The sequence below is a fragment of the Stenotrophomonas sp. FW305-C-20-S1 genome, assembly GCF_058783335.1.
Map to the genome: position 1 here is coordinate 1 of NZ_JBYTEK010000025.1, position 17,069 is coordinate 17,069.

Annotated in this window: 11 protein-coding genes; 10 read left to right on the forward strand and 1 reads right to left on the reverse strand. The window is 64.4% G+C overall.

The genetic code is table 11. The features are described 5' to 3' along the window. The first annotated feature begins 206 nt into the window (after positions 1-206). The 4 genes from AC3WTC_RS13960 (at position 207) to AC3WTC_RS13975 (ending at position 4,758) form a co-directional block, all read left to right on the forward strand. Entirely contained in the window at positions 207-1,145 is a 939-nt protein-coding gene (locus AC3WTC_RS13960) for a nucleoside hydrolase (protein WP_059064983.1), read from the forward strand. Positions 1,146-1,232: 87 nt separating this feature from the next. Continuing rightward, positions 1,233-1,475, forward strand: coding sequence for a type B 50S ribosomal protein L31 (locus tag AC3WTC_RS13965; RefSeq protein WP_006389217.1), 243 nt, complete (start codon positions 1,233-1,235; stop codon positions 1,473-1,475). 296 nt (positions 1,476-1,771) lie between these two features. Beyond that, positions 1,772-3,049 carry a citrate synthase gene (locus AC3WTC_RS13970; protein WP_025874217.1) on the forward strand — a complete coding sequence of 426 codons (1,278 nt, stop codon included), beginning with the start codon at positions 1,772-1,774 and terminating at the stop codon, positions 3,047-3,049. Between the two features lie 608 nt (positions 3,050-3,657). After that, the gene (locus AC3WTC_RS13975; protein WP_154881016.1) at positions 3,658-4,758 is read left to right on the forward strand and encodes a hypothetical protein; all 1,101 of its coding nucleotides are present in this window, start codon (positions 3,658-3,660) and stop codon (positions 4,756-4,758) included. Positions 4,759-4,995: 237 nt separating this feature from the next. Here AC3WTC_RS13975 and AC3WTC_RS13980 read toward each other — a convergent pair whose 3' ends face one another. Next, the gene (locus AC3WTC_RS13980) at positions 4,996-5,769 is read right to left on the reverse strand and encodes an AraC family transcriptional regulator (protein WP_492711675.1); all 774 of its coding nucleotides are present in this window, start codon (positions 5,767-5,769) and stop codon (positions 4,996-4,998) included. A 93-nt stretch (positions 5,770-5,862) separates the two neighbouring features. Here AC3WTC_RS13980 and AC3WTC_RS13985 point away from each other — a divergent pair, with 93 nt between their 5' ends. The 6 genes from AC3WTC_RS13985 to AC3WTC_RS14010 all read left to right on the forward strand — a co-directional run bounded on the left by AC3WTC_RS13985 (position 5,863) and on the right by AC3WTC_RS14010 (position 17,044). Continuing rightward, the gene (locus AC3WTC_RS13985) at positions 5,863-6,630 is read left to right on the forward strand and encodes an alpha/beta fold hydrolase (RefSeq protein WP_492711676.1); all 768 of its coding nucleotides are present in this window, start codon (positions 5,863-5,865) and stop codon (positions 6,628-6,630) included. A 393-nt stretch (positions 6,631-7,023) separates the two neighbouring features. Continuing rightward, positions 7,024-7,530, forward strand: a complete 507-nt coding sequence (locus AC3WTC_RS13990; protein WP_025874221.1) for a CS1 type fimbrial major subunit — start codon at positions 7,024-7,026, stop codon at positions 7,528-7,530. 49 nt (positions 7,531-7,579) lie between these two features. Further along, positions 7,580-10,303, forward strand: coding sequence for a TcfC E-set like domain-containing protein (locus tag AC3WTC_RS13995; protein ID WP_492711678.1), 2,724 nt, complete (start codon positions 7,580-7,582; stop codon positions 10,301-10,303). Beyond that, entirely contained in the window at positions 10,300-11,430 is a 1,131-nt protein-coding gene (locus AC3WTC_RS14000) for a CblD like pilus biogenesis initiator family protein (protein ID WP_492711680.1), read from the forward strand. The genes AC3WTC_RS13995 and AC3WTC_RS14000 overlap by 4 nt, the downstream gene beginning before the upstream one ends. A gap of 19 nt (positions 11,431-11,449) precedes the next feature. After that, entirely contained in the window at positions 11,450-12,148 is a 699-nt protein-coding gene (locus AC3WTC_RS14005) for a pilus assembly protein (protein WP_492711682.1), read from the forward strand. 66 nt (positions 12,149-12,214) lie between these two features. After that, positions 12,215-17,044 carry an ESPR-type extended signal peptide-containing protein gene (locus AC3WTC_RS14010; protein ID WP_492711683.1) on the forward strand — a complete coding sequence of 1,610 codons (4,830 nt, stop codon included), beginning with the start codon at positions 12,215-12,217 and terminating at the stop codon, positions 17,042-17,044. Positions 17,045-17,069 lie beyond the last annotated feature (25 nt).

The following is a 17,069-nucleotide window of genomic DNA, read 5'->3' on the forward strand; positions in this document are numbered from 1 at the left end:
CGACCGAGCTTACATGGACGTACTTGCAGCGTCCCCCGCAACCGGACCCACCCCGCCATCCCACGGAATGCCAGCTTCTGCCGTTGTCGTTGCCGTTGCCGTTGATTCGGCGGGTGCCGGGCGCAGCCCGGCCGAACCCGAACCCCCATACTTGCAACGGTCATCATCCCGGTCCACACTTCGTTGCCGATCTGAAGACGGCAACGATGACCAAGAAGATCCCGCTGTTGATCGATACCGACCCCGGTGTCGACGACGCACTGGCCCTGCTGATGGCCTTCGCCGATGAACGGCATGACGTGGTCGCCCTGACCATCGCCGCCGGCAACGTAGGCCTGCAGTACACCGTCCGCAACGCCCTCAAGCTCTGCGACATCGTCGGCCGCACCGACGTGCCGGTGTTCGCCGGCAGCCCCGATCCGCTGCTGCATCCATCCGTCGACGCCGCCCACGTGCATGGCCGCGATGGCTATGGCGATGTGGACCTGCCGCCGCCGAGCCGCCAGGCCGACGCCGAGCACGCCGCGCTGGCCATCCTGCGCCTCTCGCACCAGCATGCCGGCGAACTGATGCTGGTGATGCTCGGCCCGCTGACCAACCTGGCGCTGGCGCTGAAACTCGATCCGACCCTGCCCCAGCGCATCAAGCGCATCGTGGTGATGGGCGGCGCAGTCACCTGCCACGGCAACATCACCCCCGCCGCCGAATTCAACATCGCCTTCGATCCGGAAGCCGCGCATGTGGTGTTCACTGCGTTCCCGCACTTGCTGGTGTCGGACTGGGAAGCCACCGTTGCCCACGGCCTGCCGTTGGCCGAAGCCGAGCAGTGGCTGGGTGCCGATTCCGATCGCGCGCGCTTCTACGAGTTGATCTCGCGCAAGACCCGTGGCCTGTCCGAAGACAGCAAGGGCGGCCGCTGGTATACCGCCGACGCGCTGGCCATGGCCTGGGCGTTGAACCCGGAAGGGCAGCTGCAGGTTGAATCGCGGCCGCTGAATGTGGAACTGAACGGCACGTTCAGCCGCGGCGCGACCATCGTCGACTGGAACCGCCAGACCGGCCAGCCGGACAACTGCGATCTGCTGATGGCCTACGACCAAGGGCGTTTCGAGGCCCTGGTACGCCAGGCCCTGGGTGCGGACTGAGGTCAGCCCCCTGCACTGGTTGCCCCGGGCGGCAACCAGTGCTTATAATGCCGCTCTTGACCACCAGCCCATTTACGGTGTGAGCCCATGAAGGCCGATATCCATCCGAACTACCGCGACGTCGTCTTCCATGACGTCACCTCCGATTTCAAGATCCTGACCCGCTCGACCATGAGCACGAAGGAAACCATCAAGTGGGAAGACGGCAACGACTACCCGCTGGTGAAGGTTGAAATTTCCTCGGCTTCGCATCCGTTCTACACGGGCAAGCACAAGGTCATCGACACCTCGGGCCGTATCGACAAGTTCCAGAAGCGCTACGCGCGCTGATACGTCGTTCCCGGTTCGAACCGACGGCCGCGCTCTGCGCGGCCGTTTGTTTTTGTCCAGCGCCTACCCAACGGGCGTTTGGATGGACGGAACACTGCGTCCTTGTGACAACGCTTTTGCCGATCCCGGCCGCTCGCTGGCAGGGTGCCGGCTGCCTGTCGTCTACGACTTCTGTCTAGCGCCCGGCAAATGCTGCTGTGCGATAATGACCTGATCCCCGGCACAGGCCGAGGACGTCATTCACGTGCCTGACCAATGCGCTTGGGCAGGCGCCTTCCCATGAAGGAGCGCACACAGTGTCCGATCTTGATCAGGTCACGCTCAACGCCGGCGATAAGTCGGTCGTTCTGCCCGTCATCAAACCCACCCTCGGCAACGACTGCGTCGACATCGCGAAGCTGACCAAGGAAACGGGGTATTTCACCTACGATTCCGGTTTCACCGCGACGGCCAGCTGCAAGTCCGCCATCACCTACATCGACGGCGACAAGGGCGTGCTGCTGTATCGCGGCTACCCGATCGAGCAGCTGTCGGAAAAGTCGAGCTACGTCGAAGTGGCCTACCTGCTGATCAACGGCGAGCGCCCGAGCGCCGAGCAGCTGAAGGCCTTCACCGACGAGCTGGCTGCCGAAGCCAACGTCGATGAGTCGATCAACACCCTGATCGGCAGCTTCGCCAAGGATGCCCATCCGATGGCCATCCTGACCGCCGCCATCGCGCAGCTGTCGGGCATCTACCACGCCTCGCTGGACCTGTCCGACGCCGAACAGCGCCGCCAGGCTGCCGTGCGCCTGATCGCCAAGGTGCCGACCCTGTCGGCGCTGATCTACCGCCACGGCAAGGGCCTGCCGGCCAACAAGCCGGATACTTCGCTGGACTACGTCAGCCGCTTCCTCAAGCAGACCTTCGAGTCGGCTGATGGCAAGTACGAACTGAACCAGGACGTGGTCAAGGCACTGGACCTGCTGTTCATCCTGCACGCCGACCACGAGCAGAACGCGTCGACCTCGACCGTGCGTCTGGTCGGTTCGACCGGTGCCAACCCGTATGCGTCGGTCGCCGCTGGCGTCACCGCGCTGTGGGGTCCGGCCCACGGCGGTGCCAACGAAGCCGTGCTGAAGATGCTGGAAGAGATCGGTTCGGCCGACAACGTCGAATCGGCAGTGCTGAAGGCCAAGGACAAGACCTCCGGCTTCCGCCTGATGGGCTTCGGCCACCGCGTGTACAAGAACTTCGACCCGCGCGCCAAGGTCATCGGCGAGATGACCGGCAAGGTGCTCAAGCAGCTGGGCGTGCAGGATCCGCTGCTGGACGTGGCCGTGAAGCTGGAACAGGCCGCGCTGCAGGACGAGTACTTCGTCGCGCGCAAGCTGTACCCGAACGTCGATTTCTACAGCGGCATCATCTACAAGGCGCTGCAGATCCCGACCGAGATGTTCACCGTCATGTTCGCCCTGGGCCGTACCTCCGGCTGGGTCTCGCATTGGCTGGAACAGCAGGTCGACCCGGAAATGAAGATCGGCCGTCCGCGCCAGGTCTACACCGGCCACGACGTGCGCGACTACCAGGGCTGATCGCCTGCGGTAGGTTGTGCTGAAGACGCCCCGCGATTGCGGGGCGTTTTTTTTGCTTCGCTTTGGGTAGATGCCAACCTTGGTTGGCACGCTTTCGGCGCCCGCGAAACATCATCCACGCATGGCGTGGATCTACTGCGCTCCGGCTTCGGTGGGTGCCAACCTTGGTTGGCACGATTTGGGCGTCCGCGAAACATCATCCACGCATGGCGTGGATCTACTGCGCCCCGGCTTCGGTGGGTGCCAACCTTGGTTGGCACGATTTGAGTGTCCGCGAAACATCATCCACGCATGGCGTGGATCTACTGCGCCCCGGCTTCGGTGGGGGCCAACCTTGGTTGGCACGATTTGGGCGTCCGCGAAACATCATCCACGCATGGCGTGGATCTACTGCGCTCCGGCTTCGGTGGATGCCAACCTTGGTTGGCACGATTTGGGCGTCCGCGAAACATCATCCACGCATGGCGTGGATCTACTGCGTCCGGCGCTTGGCACGATGTTCGCCGCGGCAAGACCGCGTGATTCAAGGGTCTCACCAGCTTCACAAGCGCTCGCGCAGCCTCAGGACGCCAGCTGCACCTGCAGCACTGATACGGAGCGTCCAACCCATGAGTACCCGTTTCGACCTGCCCGAGCGCGATCCACTCGGTCCTGACATCGCCACCGTGGTGGCCACTCCCGTCGTGCCACCGCCCAGCGAAAGCGCGGTGTCCTGGGGCGCCATTTTCGCCGGCGCCGTTGCGGCCGCCGCACTGTCGCTGATCCTGCTGATCCTGGGTGTTGGCCTCGGCTTGTCCTCGGTTTCGCCCTGGTCGTTCGAAGGGGTGTCCAAGGAAACCTTCGGCTGGACCAGCGTCGCGTGGCTGACCTTCACCGCGCTGGCCGCTTCCGGTCTTGGCGGCTACCTGGCCGGTCGCCTGCGCACCAAGTGGACGCAGCTGCACGGTGATGAAACCTACTTCCGCGACACCGCGCACGGCTTCGTGTCCTGGGCTGTGGCGACCCTGCTCACTGCTGGCCTGTTGACCTCGGCCATCGGTGGCGTGCTGGGCGCCGGCGCAAAGGTTGCCGGCGCGACCGCAGGCGCCGCTGCCACCACTGCCGGTGCTGCCGTGGCCGGAGCTGGCAGCGCTGCTGCAGGCGCACCGGAGAGCGACCTCAACTACTGGGTGGATTCGCTGTTCCGCGGTGCCACCACGGCGGGCCCGGACGCTGCCGGTGCACCTCCGGTTGCGCCGGCAGCGGGCGCAGCGCCGGGTACCAGCCCAATGGACCCTGCCGCACCGCCGCCGCCCCCGGCCGCCGCCAGCGTTGGCCCACGTGACGCCCGCACAGCCCCGCCGCCGCCGCGCCCGATGCCGGGCAATGGCCCGATGGGCGACCGCCGCGAAGTCCGTGCCGAAGTGAACCGCATCATCGTCAACAGTCTGCAGGGGGACGGCCTGGACCCGGCCGATACCCAGTACCTGTCGCAGCTGATCGCGCGCGAGACGGGCATGAGCCCGGCTGAAGCGCAGGCCCGTGTGACCGACGTGCAGACCCGCATGCGTGCTGCGCTGGAAAAGGCCAAGAACACCGCCAAGCAAGCTGCCGACGATGCGCGCAAGGCCACGGCCTATGCCGCACTGTGGCTGTTCATCACCCTGCTGATCGGCGCGTTCTTCGCCAGCCTGAGCGCCACCTGGGGCGGCCGTCGCCGCGACCTGTAACCCGCATCTGATGCAAGGAGACCTGCCATGAAAACGCTTCTGCTCTGGTTCTTGGGCGTGCCGATTCCGCTGTTGATCCTGTACGCGATCTTCTTCTGAGATCGTGTCGTTGAGTGAGATCCATCAGGCCGCCGCGAGGCGGCCTGATGCCATCCAGTTGCACATGGACATTTACAGCGTCGAGCGACGCTCGACCCACGCGCGCAGCGCGCATGACAACCAAGCATCGGCCGAGTACTACGCTTCTGCGTACCGGCTCGGCGAACATCCCAGCACACGCCGGAAGGCAGCAGAAAACGCGCTCGGGCTTGCATAGCCCAAGTCCAATGCCACGCGCGTCACCGCCTGGCCCTGTCCCAGCCGCTCGATGGCCACCAGCAGGCACACCTGCTGCCGCCACTCGGCAAAACCCACCCCCGTATCGGCGCGGAACAGGCGCGTGAACGTGCGCCGGCTCATGCCTGCTTCGGCGGCAACGTCATCGAGGCGCACTGCCAGCGAAGGACTGTCGAGCAATGCGCGGCAGACACGTGCGAGGCGTGCATCGGTGGGCAGCGGTGCATGCAGGGAAAGTGTCGGCATCGATGCGATTTCCGCCACCAGCAGCTGCATCAGTTTGCCTGCGCGCCCGTCCTCGTCGTACAGCGGGGGCAGGTCCACCGCCGCCTCCAGCAGCTGCTGCAACAGCGCAGAGACCGCGTACACCCGGCAGTGCGCCGGCAGCGCTACTGCGTCGGCCGTCTCGGCGGAGAGAAAGGCGTTGAGCATCGTCACCGGCCCGCGCATGGTCATCTCATGCGCCAGGCCTGCAGGCACCCAGCAGGCGCGCCGTGGGGGAACCAGCCACCGCCCCTGCGGCGTGGCCACACTGATGGTGCCGCGCGCGGCGAATGCGAACTGCCCGCGCCGGTGGGCATGGCGGGGAAACGCAAATTCGGCGGCGTAGTCGTTCGAGGTGACCACGACATCGCGTGGCAGGTCTTCGTAGGGATCAAGCAGCGAATTGCGCATGGCCCGGATTCTATAGCGATTGACCCGTCATCGACGGTGGGCCGGATCCGCGCTGCCTAGCATCAATGCTCCCCTCAGCTGTAATGGAACCACATGACCAATACTTTCCATCGCGTGGGACACGGACCCCATGCTGTCCTGGTGCTGCACGGCTGGTTCGGCGACGCGCACGCGTTCGAGCCCATCGAGCCATGGCTGTCGCGCGACGACTTCAGCTACATCTTCATGGACTGCCGGGGCTACGGCGGCATGCGCGATGCACGGGGGGCCTATACCATCGGCGAGATTGCATCCGATGCATTGGATCTGATGGCCGCCCTGGGCCACGAACGCTTCAGCGTGGCGGGTCATTCGATGGGCGGCATGGCCATTGAACGAATGGCGGTGCTTGCGCCGGACCGGGTACACGGCATGGTGGCCATTGCGCCGGTGCCCTGCGGCGGCATTGCCTACGACGCCGCGACGCGAAGCCTGCTTGAAACGGCAGCCGGGGACGTAGGCGTGCGTCGGACCATCATCGATCGCAGTACCGGCGGGCGGCTGCCAGCGCAATGGCTCGACTGGAAGGCCGCGTATTCGGCGGCACACGCTTCACCTGCAGCATTTGCTGCCTATCTTCCAGCATGGGCGGATACCGATTTCAGCAATGAGATCGTCGGCAAGCATCGGTTGAAGGTGCTGGTGGGTGGGCACGATCCCACCTTCAACCGCGCACTGATGGAGCGCACCTATCTGCGCCGCTACCGGCAGGTCACGATGGCGGTCCTGGAGGATGCCGGGCATTACCCGATGAACGAAACGCCGCTGGCCCTGGTGGCGGCCATGGAATCGTTCCTGAAAGAGACGTCGGTTCCGGGATGAATGGTTTCTGGCACGGGAGGTCGTTTCCATATCTTTTCGGATCATCGCATCCGCGACCAGCGTGACGACCAGCCTGTGGTGCTGCAGGGCACGCTGGTGGCCAGGATTGGACACCAGTGTTCAGCACGAGCACCCGTGCGTCGATCATGGCTCGACTCTGCAAAGTGCATGTCTCGCAATGAGGTTTGTTGCAAAGACCGGGTGAGGAAATTTGCATAACCCTCAAACATTGAACGCCTTCAAAGATTTTCCTTAACGTTCAGCTATTTAGGAATGGTTGAATGGCCGTCGCAGGGTAGGCGTACCTACCATTCTCTCCGTCGCCCGCCCCCACGCAGGCGGGTGATGCCTCCGCACTGGAGGCCTCATATCCCACCGTCCGAGAGAGACACCATGAACTCCATCCTGAAGAAGGCCGCGCTCGCTGCAGCGCTGGCTACCGTTTCGCTGTCCGCCAATGCATTCGATGCCGACATCAAGGTCTGGGCCAACGTCGATCCGACCCTGGCCCTGCTCAAGGCCGATGGCACTGCGCTGGATTCGGTGGTCAACATGGTCCACAACCCGGTCAGCGGCCTGGTGCCCTGGTCGCAGCAGGTGCGCATCTACTCCAACGATGAAAGCAAGGACATCGAAGTGCGTGTTGGCAGCACCCCGCAGCTGCTCAACACCGATGGTGGCGGCGCGCCGGTGCCGCTGACCGTCAGCCTCAATGGCAGGGCGCTGACCGTGGCGGCGCAGGACTTCTCCGCAACCGACCTGTTCGACGGCGCACTGCCGGGCGCATCGATCCCGCTGGCGCTGCGTATTGCACAGACCGTCCAGGCGCCGATCGCCCGCGGCGGCAGCTACGAAGGCATCGTCACCATCGCCATGCAGCAGAAGACCACCAGCCCGTAAGGCACCCGCGCCGGCCCGCTTGCCGGGCCGGCTGCTTCCGGTAATCCCCATGAATGCTCCCGCACCCGCCGTCACCCGGCTGGCGGTCGCGCTCGCCCTGTCGCTGGCCACACCCCTGGTCGCGGCGCGCGGCGTTCCCGCCGGTTTCGAGGATCTGGTCGAAGGCCAGACCGAACAACTGGAGATCCGTCTGTTCGGTCGTTCGACCGGGCTGGTGCCGGTGCGCGTGACCCTGGAACACGTGCAGCTGGAAACCCCGGCCGAGGCGCTGCAGGCATTGCAGCTGTCCGCCGAAGCGCAGGCTGCGCTGCTGCCGGCGTTGTCGCAGCCGCTACCGCGCAACAGCCACCTGGCATGCCGTTACGGCGGTGCCAGTGCCGGTTGCGGGTACATCGATCCTCCCCAGGAGCCCACTGCCGTGCGCGCGCTGTATGACGAAGGCGAGGGCGCAGTGCGCCTGTTTGTCGCCCGCCAATGGATCCCCGGCGAGCCGGCCGCCGAGCGCTACCACCAGGTCAGCGCCAATGCCGAGAACGCCTTCCTGCACCAGCACACCTTCAATGTCAGCGGTGGCCGGGGCTACCAGGCGCTGGCCGCGCAGGGCATGGGTGCACTGGGCGTGTTCCAGCGCGGGCACCTGTCCGCCGACTGGACCTTCAGCCAGCAGCACTACCGCGGCGGTCTTGCCAGCCGCCGTTTCCAGCTCGACAACGCCTACTACCGCCATGACCTGGGCCAGCAGCACTACCTGCAGGCCGGGCGCATGGACCGCCGCAACCTGAGTAGCCCGCAGGGCGGCACCTTCAGTTTCAGCATGCTGCCGATGGATCGCTTCCAGGGCCTGCGCCTAGGTACCACGCAGGCCTACGTGGACTCCGCCGCCGCCGTGCAGGCCACGCCGCTCACCGTGCTGCTGGCGCGCGATGCGCGTGTGGATGCGTTCGATGGCGAGCGCCTGTTGCAGACCTTCTACCTGCAGGCAGGCATCAACCAGCTCGATACGCGCCGGTTCCCCATGGGCAACTACACCGTCAGCCTGCGCATCTACGAAGACGGCGTGCTGGTACGCAACGAGGACGCGCCGTTCGACAAGGGCGGTGACTGGACCGACAGCAGCGTGCAGTGGTTCCTGCAGGGCGGCCGCCGCAACGAGCGCCGCAGCGACCGCTTCGACGACGAACTGGCGGCCATGGGCGGCCTGCGCGTGCCGATGGGGCGCAACGTGGCCATGACCGCTGGCATCGCCGATCTGGGCGGTTTCAGCTACGGCGAACTGCGGGTAGACCTGCGCCATGTGTTTGCCACCCAGGAAGTCCGCGCCACCTTCAGTGGCATGCACGGCAGCGATGGCAGCCGTGGCCAGCAGCATCAGCTTTCCTACCGTCGCCGTGCTTCGTGGAATGTGTACCACCAGCGCATGCGCGGCCGTGCCTGCCAGTTCGAGGATGACGCGCGCGACCGGCTCGGCTGCGCCGATTCGCTCAGCGCCTCGATGGCGCTGCCGGTGGCCGGCGGCAACGCCTACGTGGCCTATACGCGCCGCCAGACCTGGCGTGCAGGCACCGTGCGGCCGGGGCTGGATGATGATCCGCTGGCCGCGCTTGACCCGCTGCTGCCGCCGTGGATGCCACAGCCCGCGCGCATACCGCAGCTCAGCCGCACCTGGCAGGCCAGCTACAGCCGCAGCCAGCGCTGGGGCGAGTTCAGTGTCTCCAGCCGCATCGGCGTGTGGCAGCAGACCAGCGGCGGTGGGCTGCGCGACGGCCGTGACCGCGGCATCTACCTCAATTTCAGCCTCAACCGCCTGCAGCACGATGACCGCGGCAGTTCGCAGCGACGCTATGGCGTGGACGTGCGGCAACCACAGCATGCGCGGCCGGACATCAACTACAGCGCCGGGCAGACGCTGCGCCAGGAATACGAGGATCAGTACCGCGAGGTATCGGGCGAACTGCGCGGCAACAACAACGAGCGCTACAGCGCCACGCTGAGTACCCAGCTGCAGAACCGCATCGGCCAGACCGGTGCCACGGTGTCGCGCTACCAGCACCAGGGTGGCAACGAAGTGGCGTACAGCGCCACGCACAGTTCCGGCCTGGCCTTCGGCAAGCGCGGCGTGTACTGGGGCGCTGGCGTTGGCGCCGACGCGGGGCTGGCGGTGCAGGTGGATGACACCGACGACCTGGACCTGACCGGCGTTGCCGCCGAGCTGCAGGTGGGCGGGCTGCGTCGACAGCGACTGAAGCTGGGCGAGCGCCGGCTGCTGCCGATTTCCGCCTACCAGTCGCACCGCGCTGAAGTGCAGGACGCCAGCGCCCTGGACAGCATCGCCGCCGTGCGCGTGAGCGGTGTGGGCGGCGCGCGTCCGTTGTTCCTGCCACCAGGCCGGCTGGTGCGCATGCCGGTGCCGATTGAAGTGACCTACACCTTCATCGGCAACGCCCAGGACATCGCCGGCGCACCGCTGCGCGGCGCCCGCATTCTCAACGCGCCGGTGCCCGGCACCGGCAGCAATGGAGGTTTCGTGGCCGACTTCCCACGACGCGAGAAGACCCTGTACCTGCTGCAGGACGACCGGTTGCTGCACTGCCCGCTGCAGGTGCGCGAGCGCCGCAGCGTGGTGATGCTGGTAGGCGCCGTGCAGTGCGAGCGGCTGGCCGTGGCCCAGCTGCCCGCCGACATTCGCCACCAGGCACGGGTGACGCGGTTGCTGCAGGAGCAGGCGCTGATTGCCGCCACGCCACAGACCGCAGCAGCGGGAGGTGCGAAGTGAGTCGGCGTGTGTGGTGGGTGATGGCGGTGTTGTGTGGGCTGGTGCTGTTGGTGCCGAGGGCGAAGGCGCAACAGCCGCCGGAGACGCATCCGTCGAGCGAGCACCGCGACATCGTGATGAGTTGGGATCGCTCTGCGATGCCGGGAGATATCGAGTTGTGGCCGCGGAGGACTGTGCTGGGCTATGAACTGCTTGGGACGCTTGACTACGGAAGGTTGTATCTGACCTGCAAATCAAGCAGTGACTCAGCACAGGGGAAATGCCCGGTCAATGACACGCTTGAGAATGCGACAAACATCAAGAGTGTTATTCCACTTCGATTTACCGAACGACGAAGTGGAATGACAGAAGATCTCGACGTGGTAGCAGAACTGCGTCGAGGCGAAGCAACAACAGCCTGTAGCCTTGATTACTGGGATAGTTTAATTCGCCTGATTTGGTCATCGAGTTTCACGCCCTGCTTCGGGAAACCAGTGGGAACGGCTGTGTCAATGGAGCTGCAAGGAAAGCAGCTTGAGAGGTTGGTTGCAGGGAACTGGACGGCTCAACTGGCTCTTTCACTGCACACACCATCTCATTTGAATATCGCAACGTATACGTTTGATTTTGCTCTTGCGGTAACGGACAAGAACGCGGTCTCCATCTACTTCCCGCTTTTCGACCAGGTCACCCCGCACGTCGGCCTGAACCTGCAGTACGACCCCATCGCGCAGACCATCGGTGGCCGTACCCAGCTCGACATGTGCCTGTACGACGGGCTTGGCTCGCAGAGCAGCTACCTCGGCGTCACCGTGCGTGACAGCGGCGCGCAACCTCCCGGGCCCTTGGGCTACTCGGTATGGCACGTCGATGGCGGCAGTGATACCACCCAGCGCGTGGACTACACCGTCACCCTGGATCACAACGGCAGTGCAGTGCCCATGCGCAACGGCGTGGAGCAGCTGCTGCATGGCATCGATACCGCAAGGTTGCGCCTGGTGCTGCTGCCCGGCATGACGCAGCCGGTGTTCTGCGTGCCTACACCATTGACGCTGGAAACACCGCGCGTGCCGGTCAGCACCAAGCGCCCCGGCTACTACAGCGGCGATCTCAAGGTGGAACTGCGTGTTCCCACTGTCACGCCCTGAACCCCACATGGAGTCCCCGATGAAACCCCTAGTCCGCTGCCTGCTGCCGCTGTCGCTGCTGATGGCGTTGCCTGCCCATGCCAATCTCACCGTGCACCCCATGCGTACGTCGGTAGACGCGAAGAAAGGCGCACAGATACGCATCTACTCGCAGTCCACCCAACCGCAGTACGTGCAGGCATCTATCAAGCGCATCGTCGACCCGGCGGGGGCAGGTGAACAGGAGGTTGAGGTGGAGCCGAATGAGGCCGCCATCGCCATCACGCCGGGAAAGTTCGCCCTCGCCGGTGGCGGCAACCGGCTGATCCGTGTGATTCCGCTGCAGCCGGTCGAAAAGGAAACGGCATACCGCGTGTACTTCGAGGGCGTGCGCGGCCCCGAACGTGCAGACCCGGCAGGCGAGGGTGAGAGTGCCCAGGCCAATGTCGGCGTCAGCCTGGTCTGGGGCGCACTGGTCAATGTGCTGCCCGCGCAATCGACGATGGACGTGCAGGTGGAGGGAAACCAGCTGCGCAACACCGGCACGGTACGCGTGGGCATCACCAGCATCGTTGACTGCGATGGTGCGCGCTGCACCGCACATGACGTCTCGCGCAGCCTGTACCCCGGCAGCGCGCTGGAGCTGCCGTTCCCATTGCAGCCGGGTCACACGCTGCAGCTGCGCTATCGGCTGACCCGCGATGGCTATCGCGAGCACCTGCACAACGTCGCGCTCTGAATGCATCACGCCGCTGTGGCTTGGTGCCACAGCGGTTCCTTCTGTTTCGTTTGTTAAGGAGAATCCATGAACAAGATCTATCGACGACTTTGGTCCGCCGCCCGCCAATGCTGGGTGGTGGCAAGTGAGCTGACCCGAAGGAAGGGACGCAGCGCGGGAGGTGTCCAAGGCGGCTTGCTGGCATCCGTTTTGATTGGCTCACTTTCCACCACTGCGAGCGCGGCCATTTTCTATGGCTGTGATGGTGGTGTGTCCGGAATTGTCCGCTGCGCTCCGTTCGTTGGGCACGAGGACGTGGGAAATGCGAATGCTTCGTCGCGTAGTTCCTACTATCTTTCCATGGGAGGGGGAGCATGGACCGACGGTCTCTACTCCACCAGTTTCGGAAACCGAACGTCTGCCGAGGGTGACAAGAACTCAGTATTTGGCTACGGAGCGGTGGCGAAAAAGGGATATGCCTCGGTATTTGGTGCGCATGCGGTGGGCGATGGTATTGGTGCAATCGCGTTCGGCCACAACGCGAAGGCTTACACCGAAAATTCCATCGCAGTCGGCAGCGGCTCAAGGACAAATGAGGGCGCAGGCGTGTCGAAGATTGCCATCGGCGGTGATGCCTATGCAGGGACCGCTGGTTGGACCGGCGCCATCGCGCTTGGCGGCAAGGCACGTGCCGAGTTCGACGGCCTGGCCATGGGCTACGAGGCCAAGGCTACTGCGAATGGCACGGTGGCACTCGGACGTGGTTCGGTCGCCAACGAAGGCAATACGATATCGGTTGGCAACACCAACACCAAGCGCCGTATCGTCAATGTGGGCGATGCACGCCTGAATGCCACCAGCACAGATGCAGTAACGGGAAAGCAGCTGTATCAGTTGTCGACTGCGACCAGTGGCCTGATCAGCCAGGCGAGCACGGGCGGGGCGGTTCGCATTGGTGCGGAGAACACCGGCACGACACTGACGGTCAGCAATAAAAGTGGTGCTGCCCGCTATCTCAACGGTGTCCGCAACGGCACGCTGAGCGCAACCAGTACCGATGCGGTTACCGGGCAGCAGCTGTTCGCCACCAATCAGAACGTGACGGCGGCAACCAATCGCATCAATGCGAGAGCACTGTCACTGGGTGAAGGCGCAACCGCCGAGTCGGTTGCGTACGGGGTGAGTACAGCGCTTGGGTACAATGCCAAAAGCTACAACGGCCAGAGTGTGGCCGTGGGTTTTGACGCCCGTGCTGGTGTGGATGCCGCTGGCAACAAGGTGGCAAACCTGAATGCAGGTGTCTCGCTGGGTTCGCGCAGCCGCAGTGGCAATGGTGCCGTCGCGGCAGGGCTGCAGGCCAGCGCGGTGGGTGATCGTGCCATTGCCATTGGCCATGAGGCATCGGCGGATGTGATTCACGCCACCGCGATCGGATATCAGAGCGAGGCCAGCGCTGGGCACTCCATCGCACTCGGGCGCGGTACCCACGCAGGCGGCCTCTACGCGACGGCCATGGGCAATCTGGCCAGGGCCTCGGCCGAAAGTGCTGTGGCCATTGGTGATCGTTCCCTGGCTCAGCACAATGGTTCGGTGGCGTTGGGCAATGGTTCGCAGACCAGCGCCGCCAATCAGATTTCCGTCGGCAGCAGCGCCATCAAGCGCAAGCTGGTCAATCTGGCCGACGGTACGCTCAGTACGTCCAGCACCGAGGCCGTGACCGGCAAGCAGCTCAACGCTACCAATGCCAACGTGGTCACTGCACAGAATACAGCCAGTGCCGCGCAGGTGGCCGCTACCGGGGCGAAGACCGCAGCCGACAGCGCGCTTGCCAAAGCCACCACCCTGGCCGGCCTGGTGAGCCAGGTGTCCACCACGGGCAATATGCGTATAGGCAGCGAAAATGCCGGTACTGTGTTGGACGTGCGCAACAAGGCCAATGCCAACCGCAGTATCAGCGGGGTTGCCGACGCGACGCTGAGCAACAGCAGCACCGAGGCTGTCACTGGCCGACAGCTTGCGGCTACCAACAGCAACGTAACCACGGCGCAGAACACCGCCAACGCCGCACAGACGGCGGCAACTGCGGCCAAGACCACTGCGGACAATGCGCTGGGCAGGGCCACTGCGTTGAGTGGTCTGGTCAGCCAGGTATCGGCCACGGGCAATGTGCGCCTGGGCGCAGACAATGCGGGCACCGTGGTGGATGTGGCCAACAAGGACGGCGCGAAGCGGCGCGTCAACAACGTCGCCAATGGCGTGCTGAGCAGCACCAGTACCGATGTCGTGACCGGACAGCAGCTTCATGCCACCAACCAGGCTGTTTCCACTCAGGCCCAGTCGCTGGTGCTGCACGGCCAGCAACTGACAACGCATGCCCAGGCTCTTGCGGCACAGGACCAGCGCGTCGCGATCAACCGCGCCGACATCGACCAGCTTCGTACAGATGTGGACAACTTTGATCCGGATCTGGATGGGGTAGTGAAGTTCAGTGCCGATCGCCTGCTTGTGGACATGGAAGGTGCGCGCATATCGGGAGTGGCGGCGGGGGATGTCAGCTCGGCGGCCAGTACCGATGCCGTGAATGGTGGGCAGTTGTTTGCGGCCAACGAGAAGATCTCGGCACTTGAAGGCGCCGGAAAGTTCGTTGCTATAGGCGGCGGTGGACCGGCCGATAGCGCGGCTGCGGGATTGGTCGCGGTCGCGGTCGGGGATTCGGCGAGGGCCGAGGCTGAAGGAGCGGTGGCCGTTGGTAGTTTCGCGATAGCAGCGGGAAAGAACTCAGTTTCCTTGGGTAGGGCTTCAAGCGTCGCGGCAAAGGCTGAGGATGGCTTCGCGCTAGGAGTCAGGGCATCCGTTGAGTCGGAGAAGGGTGTTGCAATAGGTGCCGGCAGCTCTGTTTCCGAAGCTGCTTTCAACAGTGTCGCCGTGGGCGCCGGCTCCATTGCAACTGAGGCGATGACGGTCTCAGTTGGACAAGGTGTTTTGAAGCGCCGGGTTGTGAATGTCGCTCGGGGTGTGAATGAAGGTGATGCATCGACGATTGGTCAGGTCAGTGACGCACTGGCAATGCTCGGCGGAGGCGCCGGCTTTGGCTCAGGAGGCGATGTCATTGCTCCTGTCTACAATGTACAGGGTGGCACGCAGAACAGCGTAGGTGACGCCTTGGCTGTGCTCGATGGCGCAGTGCTCAGGTCCGATAGCCGAGTAGATGGCGTCGAAGGCCAGCTGCGTGCGACATTCCAACAGTCGCCATCAACCAGCGCAGAAGGAATCGCCCAGGTGAACCTGGCTGGCGCGCAGGGCATGGTTCTGTCGAATCTGGCAGATGGTCGCATTGCTGCGGGTAGTCGTGATGCGGTGACTGGCAATCAGCTGTTTGCAGTCAAGCAGGATGTTGATCGGAACCGAAGCGAACTGAATGCATTGCTTGATGCAAGCGGATCTGGTGCTTCAACTGCCGGGGACGCATACGGCGTGATCGACTACGGCGGCGCCACGCTGACGGGTGTATCAGATGGTGAACTGTCGTCTGGGAGTAGGGATGTTGTGAACGGTGGGCAGCTGTTCTCCACAAATCTGCGCGTGCGAGAGCTGGAGCAGACGGGGCGTTTCCTGAGCGTGGGATTTGACGGCCTGAGCAATGATGCCGAGGCTGGTCTCCTCGGTGTCGCATTGGGGGATTCCGCCAAGGCGTCTACCGGCTCTGAAGGTGGTGTGGCCATCGGGAGTTACTCGATTGCACAAGGGACGAACTCAGTTGCGCTGGGCCGAGGATCTAACGTGGCCGATTCTGCTGAGAGCGGGTTTGCTCTGGGCGTTGGTTCGAATGTCTATGCGAACCAGGGTGTGGCCTTTGGCGCGTCGAGTCGTGTGGTAGCAGGCGCTGATGGAGCGCTCGCGCTGGGTTCCTACTCAATCGCGACCGAATCAAATACGGCTTCATTCGGTAACGGCTCGGTTAAACGGCGTTTGGTGAACCTTGGTCGTGGCACTGGTGAGCATGATGCAGTCACCGTGGCACAGTTGAGCGAGTCGCTAGCTGCACTTGGGGGCGGTGCGGGTCTCGATGAGAATGGTCGTGTCGTCACCCCCGGCTTCAACGTCCAGGGCCAACACCAGAACACCATCAACGAAGCCCTCGCCACGCTCGACTCGGCCGTAGTCACCACCGGCTCCCGTGTCGACCGCGTGGAAACCCAGCTCCGCTCGGTGTTCCAGGAATCTCCGTCCGTCCGCAGCGACGGCACCACCCAGCTCACCCTGGCGGGTGCCAACGGCATGGTCATCTCCAACGTCGCCAACGGCTTGATCGCCGCCGGCAGCCGCGAGGCGGTCAACGGTGGCCAGTTGCATGCCGCGCAGCAGCAGCTCAACGGTCGCATCGATGGCCTGGAGCAACGCGTGGACGGCCAGCCGCAGGCGCGTGCAATGGCCACGGCATCGGCGGCGCCGACCGAAGAGATCATGCCAAGCCCGGAAGCCAGCGGTTCGCCGCAGGTCGCTTCGGCAGGCGAGGACGCTTCGCCTGCACCGCAGCCGAAGGCGAAAAAGGATGACTCGCCCGCGCCCACGCCGCAGGTCGACACCGCCGAGTTGGAAAAGATGCTGGCCCGTGCCAACGAGTACACCGACGGTGCGATCAGCAACTTCGAGCGCCGCCTGGACAAGATGGACAAGCGCTTCAACCGCATGGCGGCGATGAGCAGCGCGCAGACGGCCATGGCCATGAACACCGCCGGCCTGGCCACCTACAACCGCCTCGGCGCGGGCGTGGGCTACGCCGAGGGCGAGTCGGCCATGGCGGTGGGTTACCAGCGCGTGCTCAACGACAAGGGCTCAGCCACCTTCAGCCTCAATGGTGCCTTCACCAACAGCGGTGAACGCAGCATGGGTGTGGGTGTGGGCATCGGCTGGTAAGCCATGGCGCCCCGGTGTGATGCGC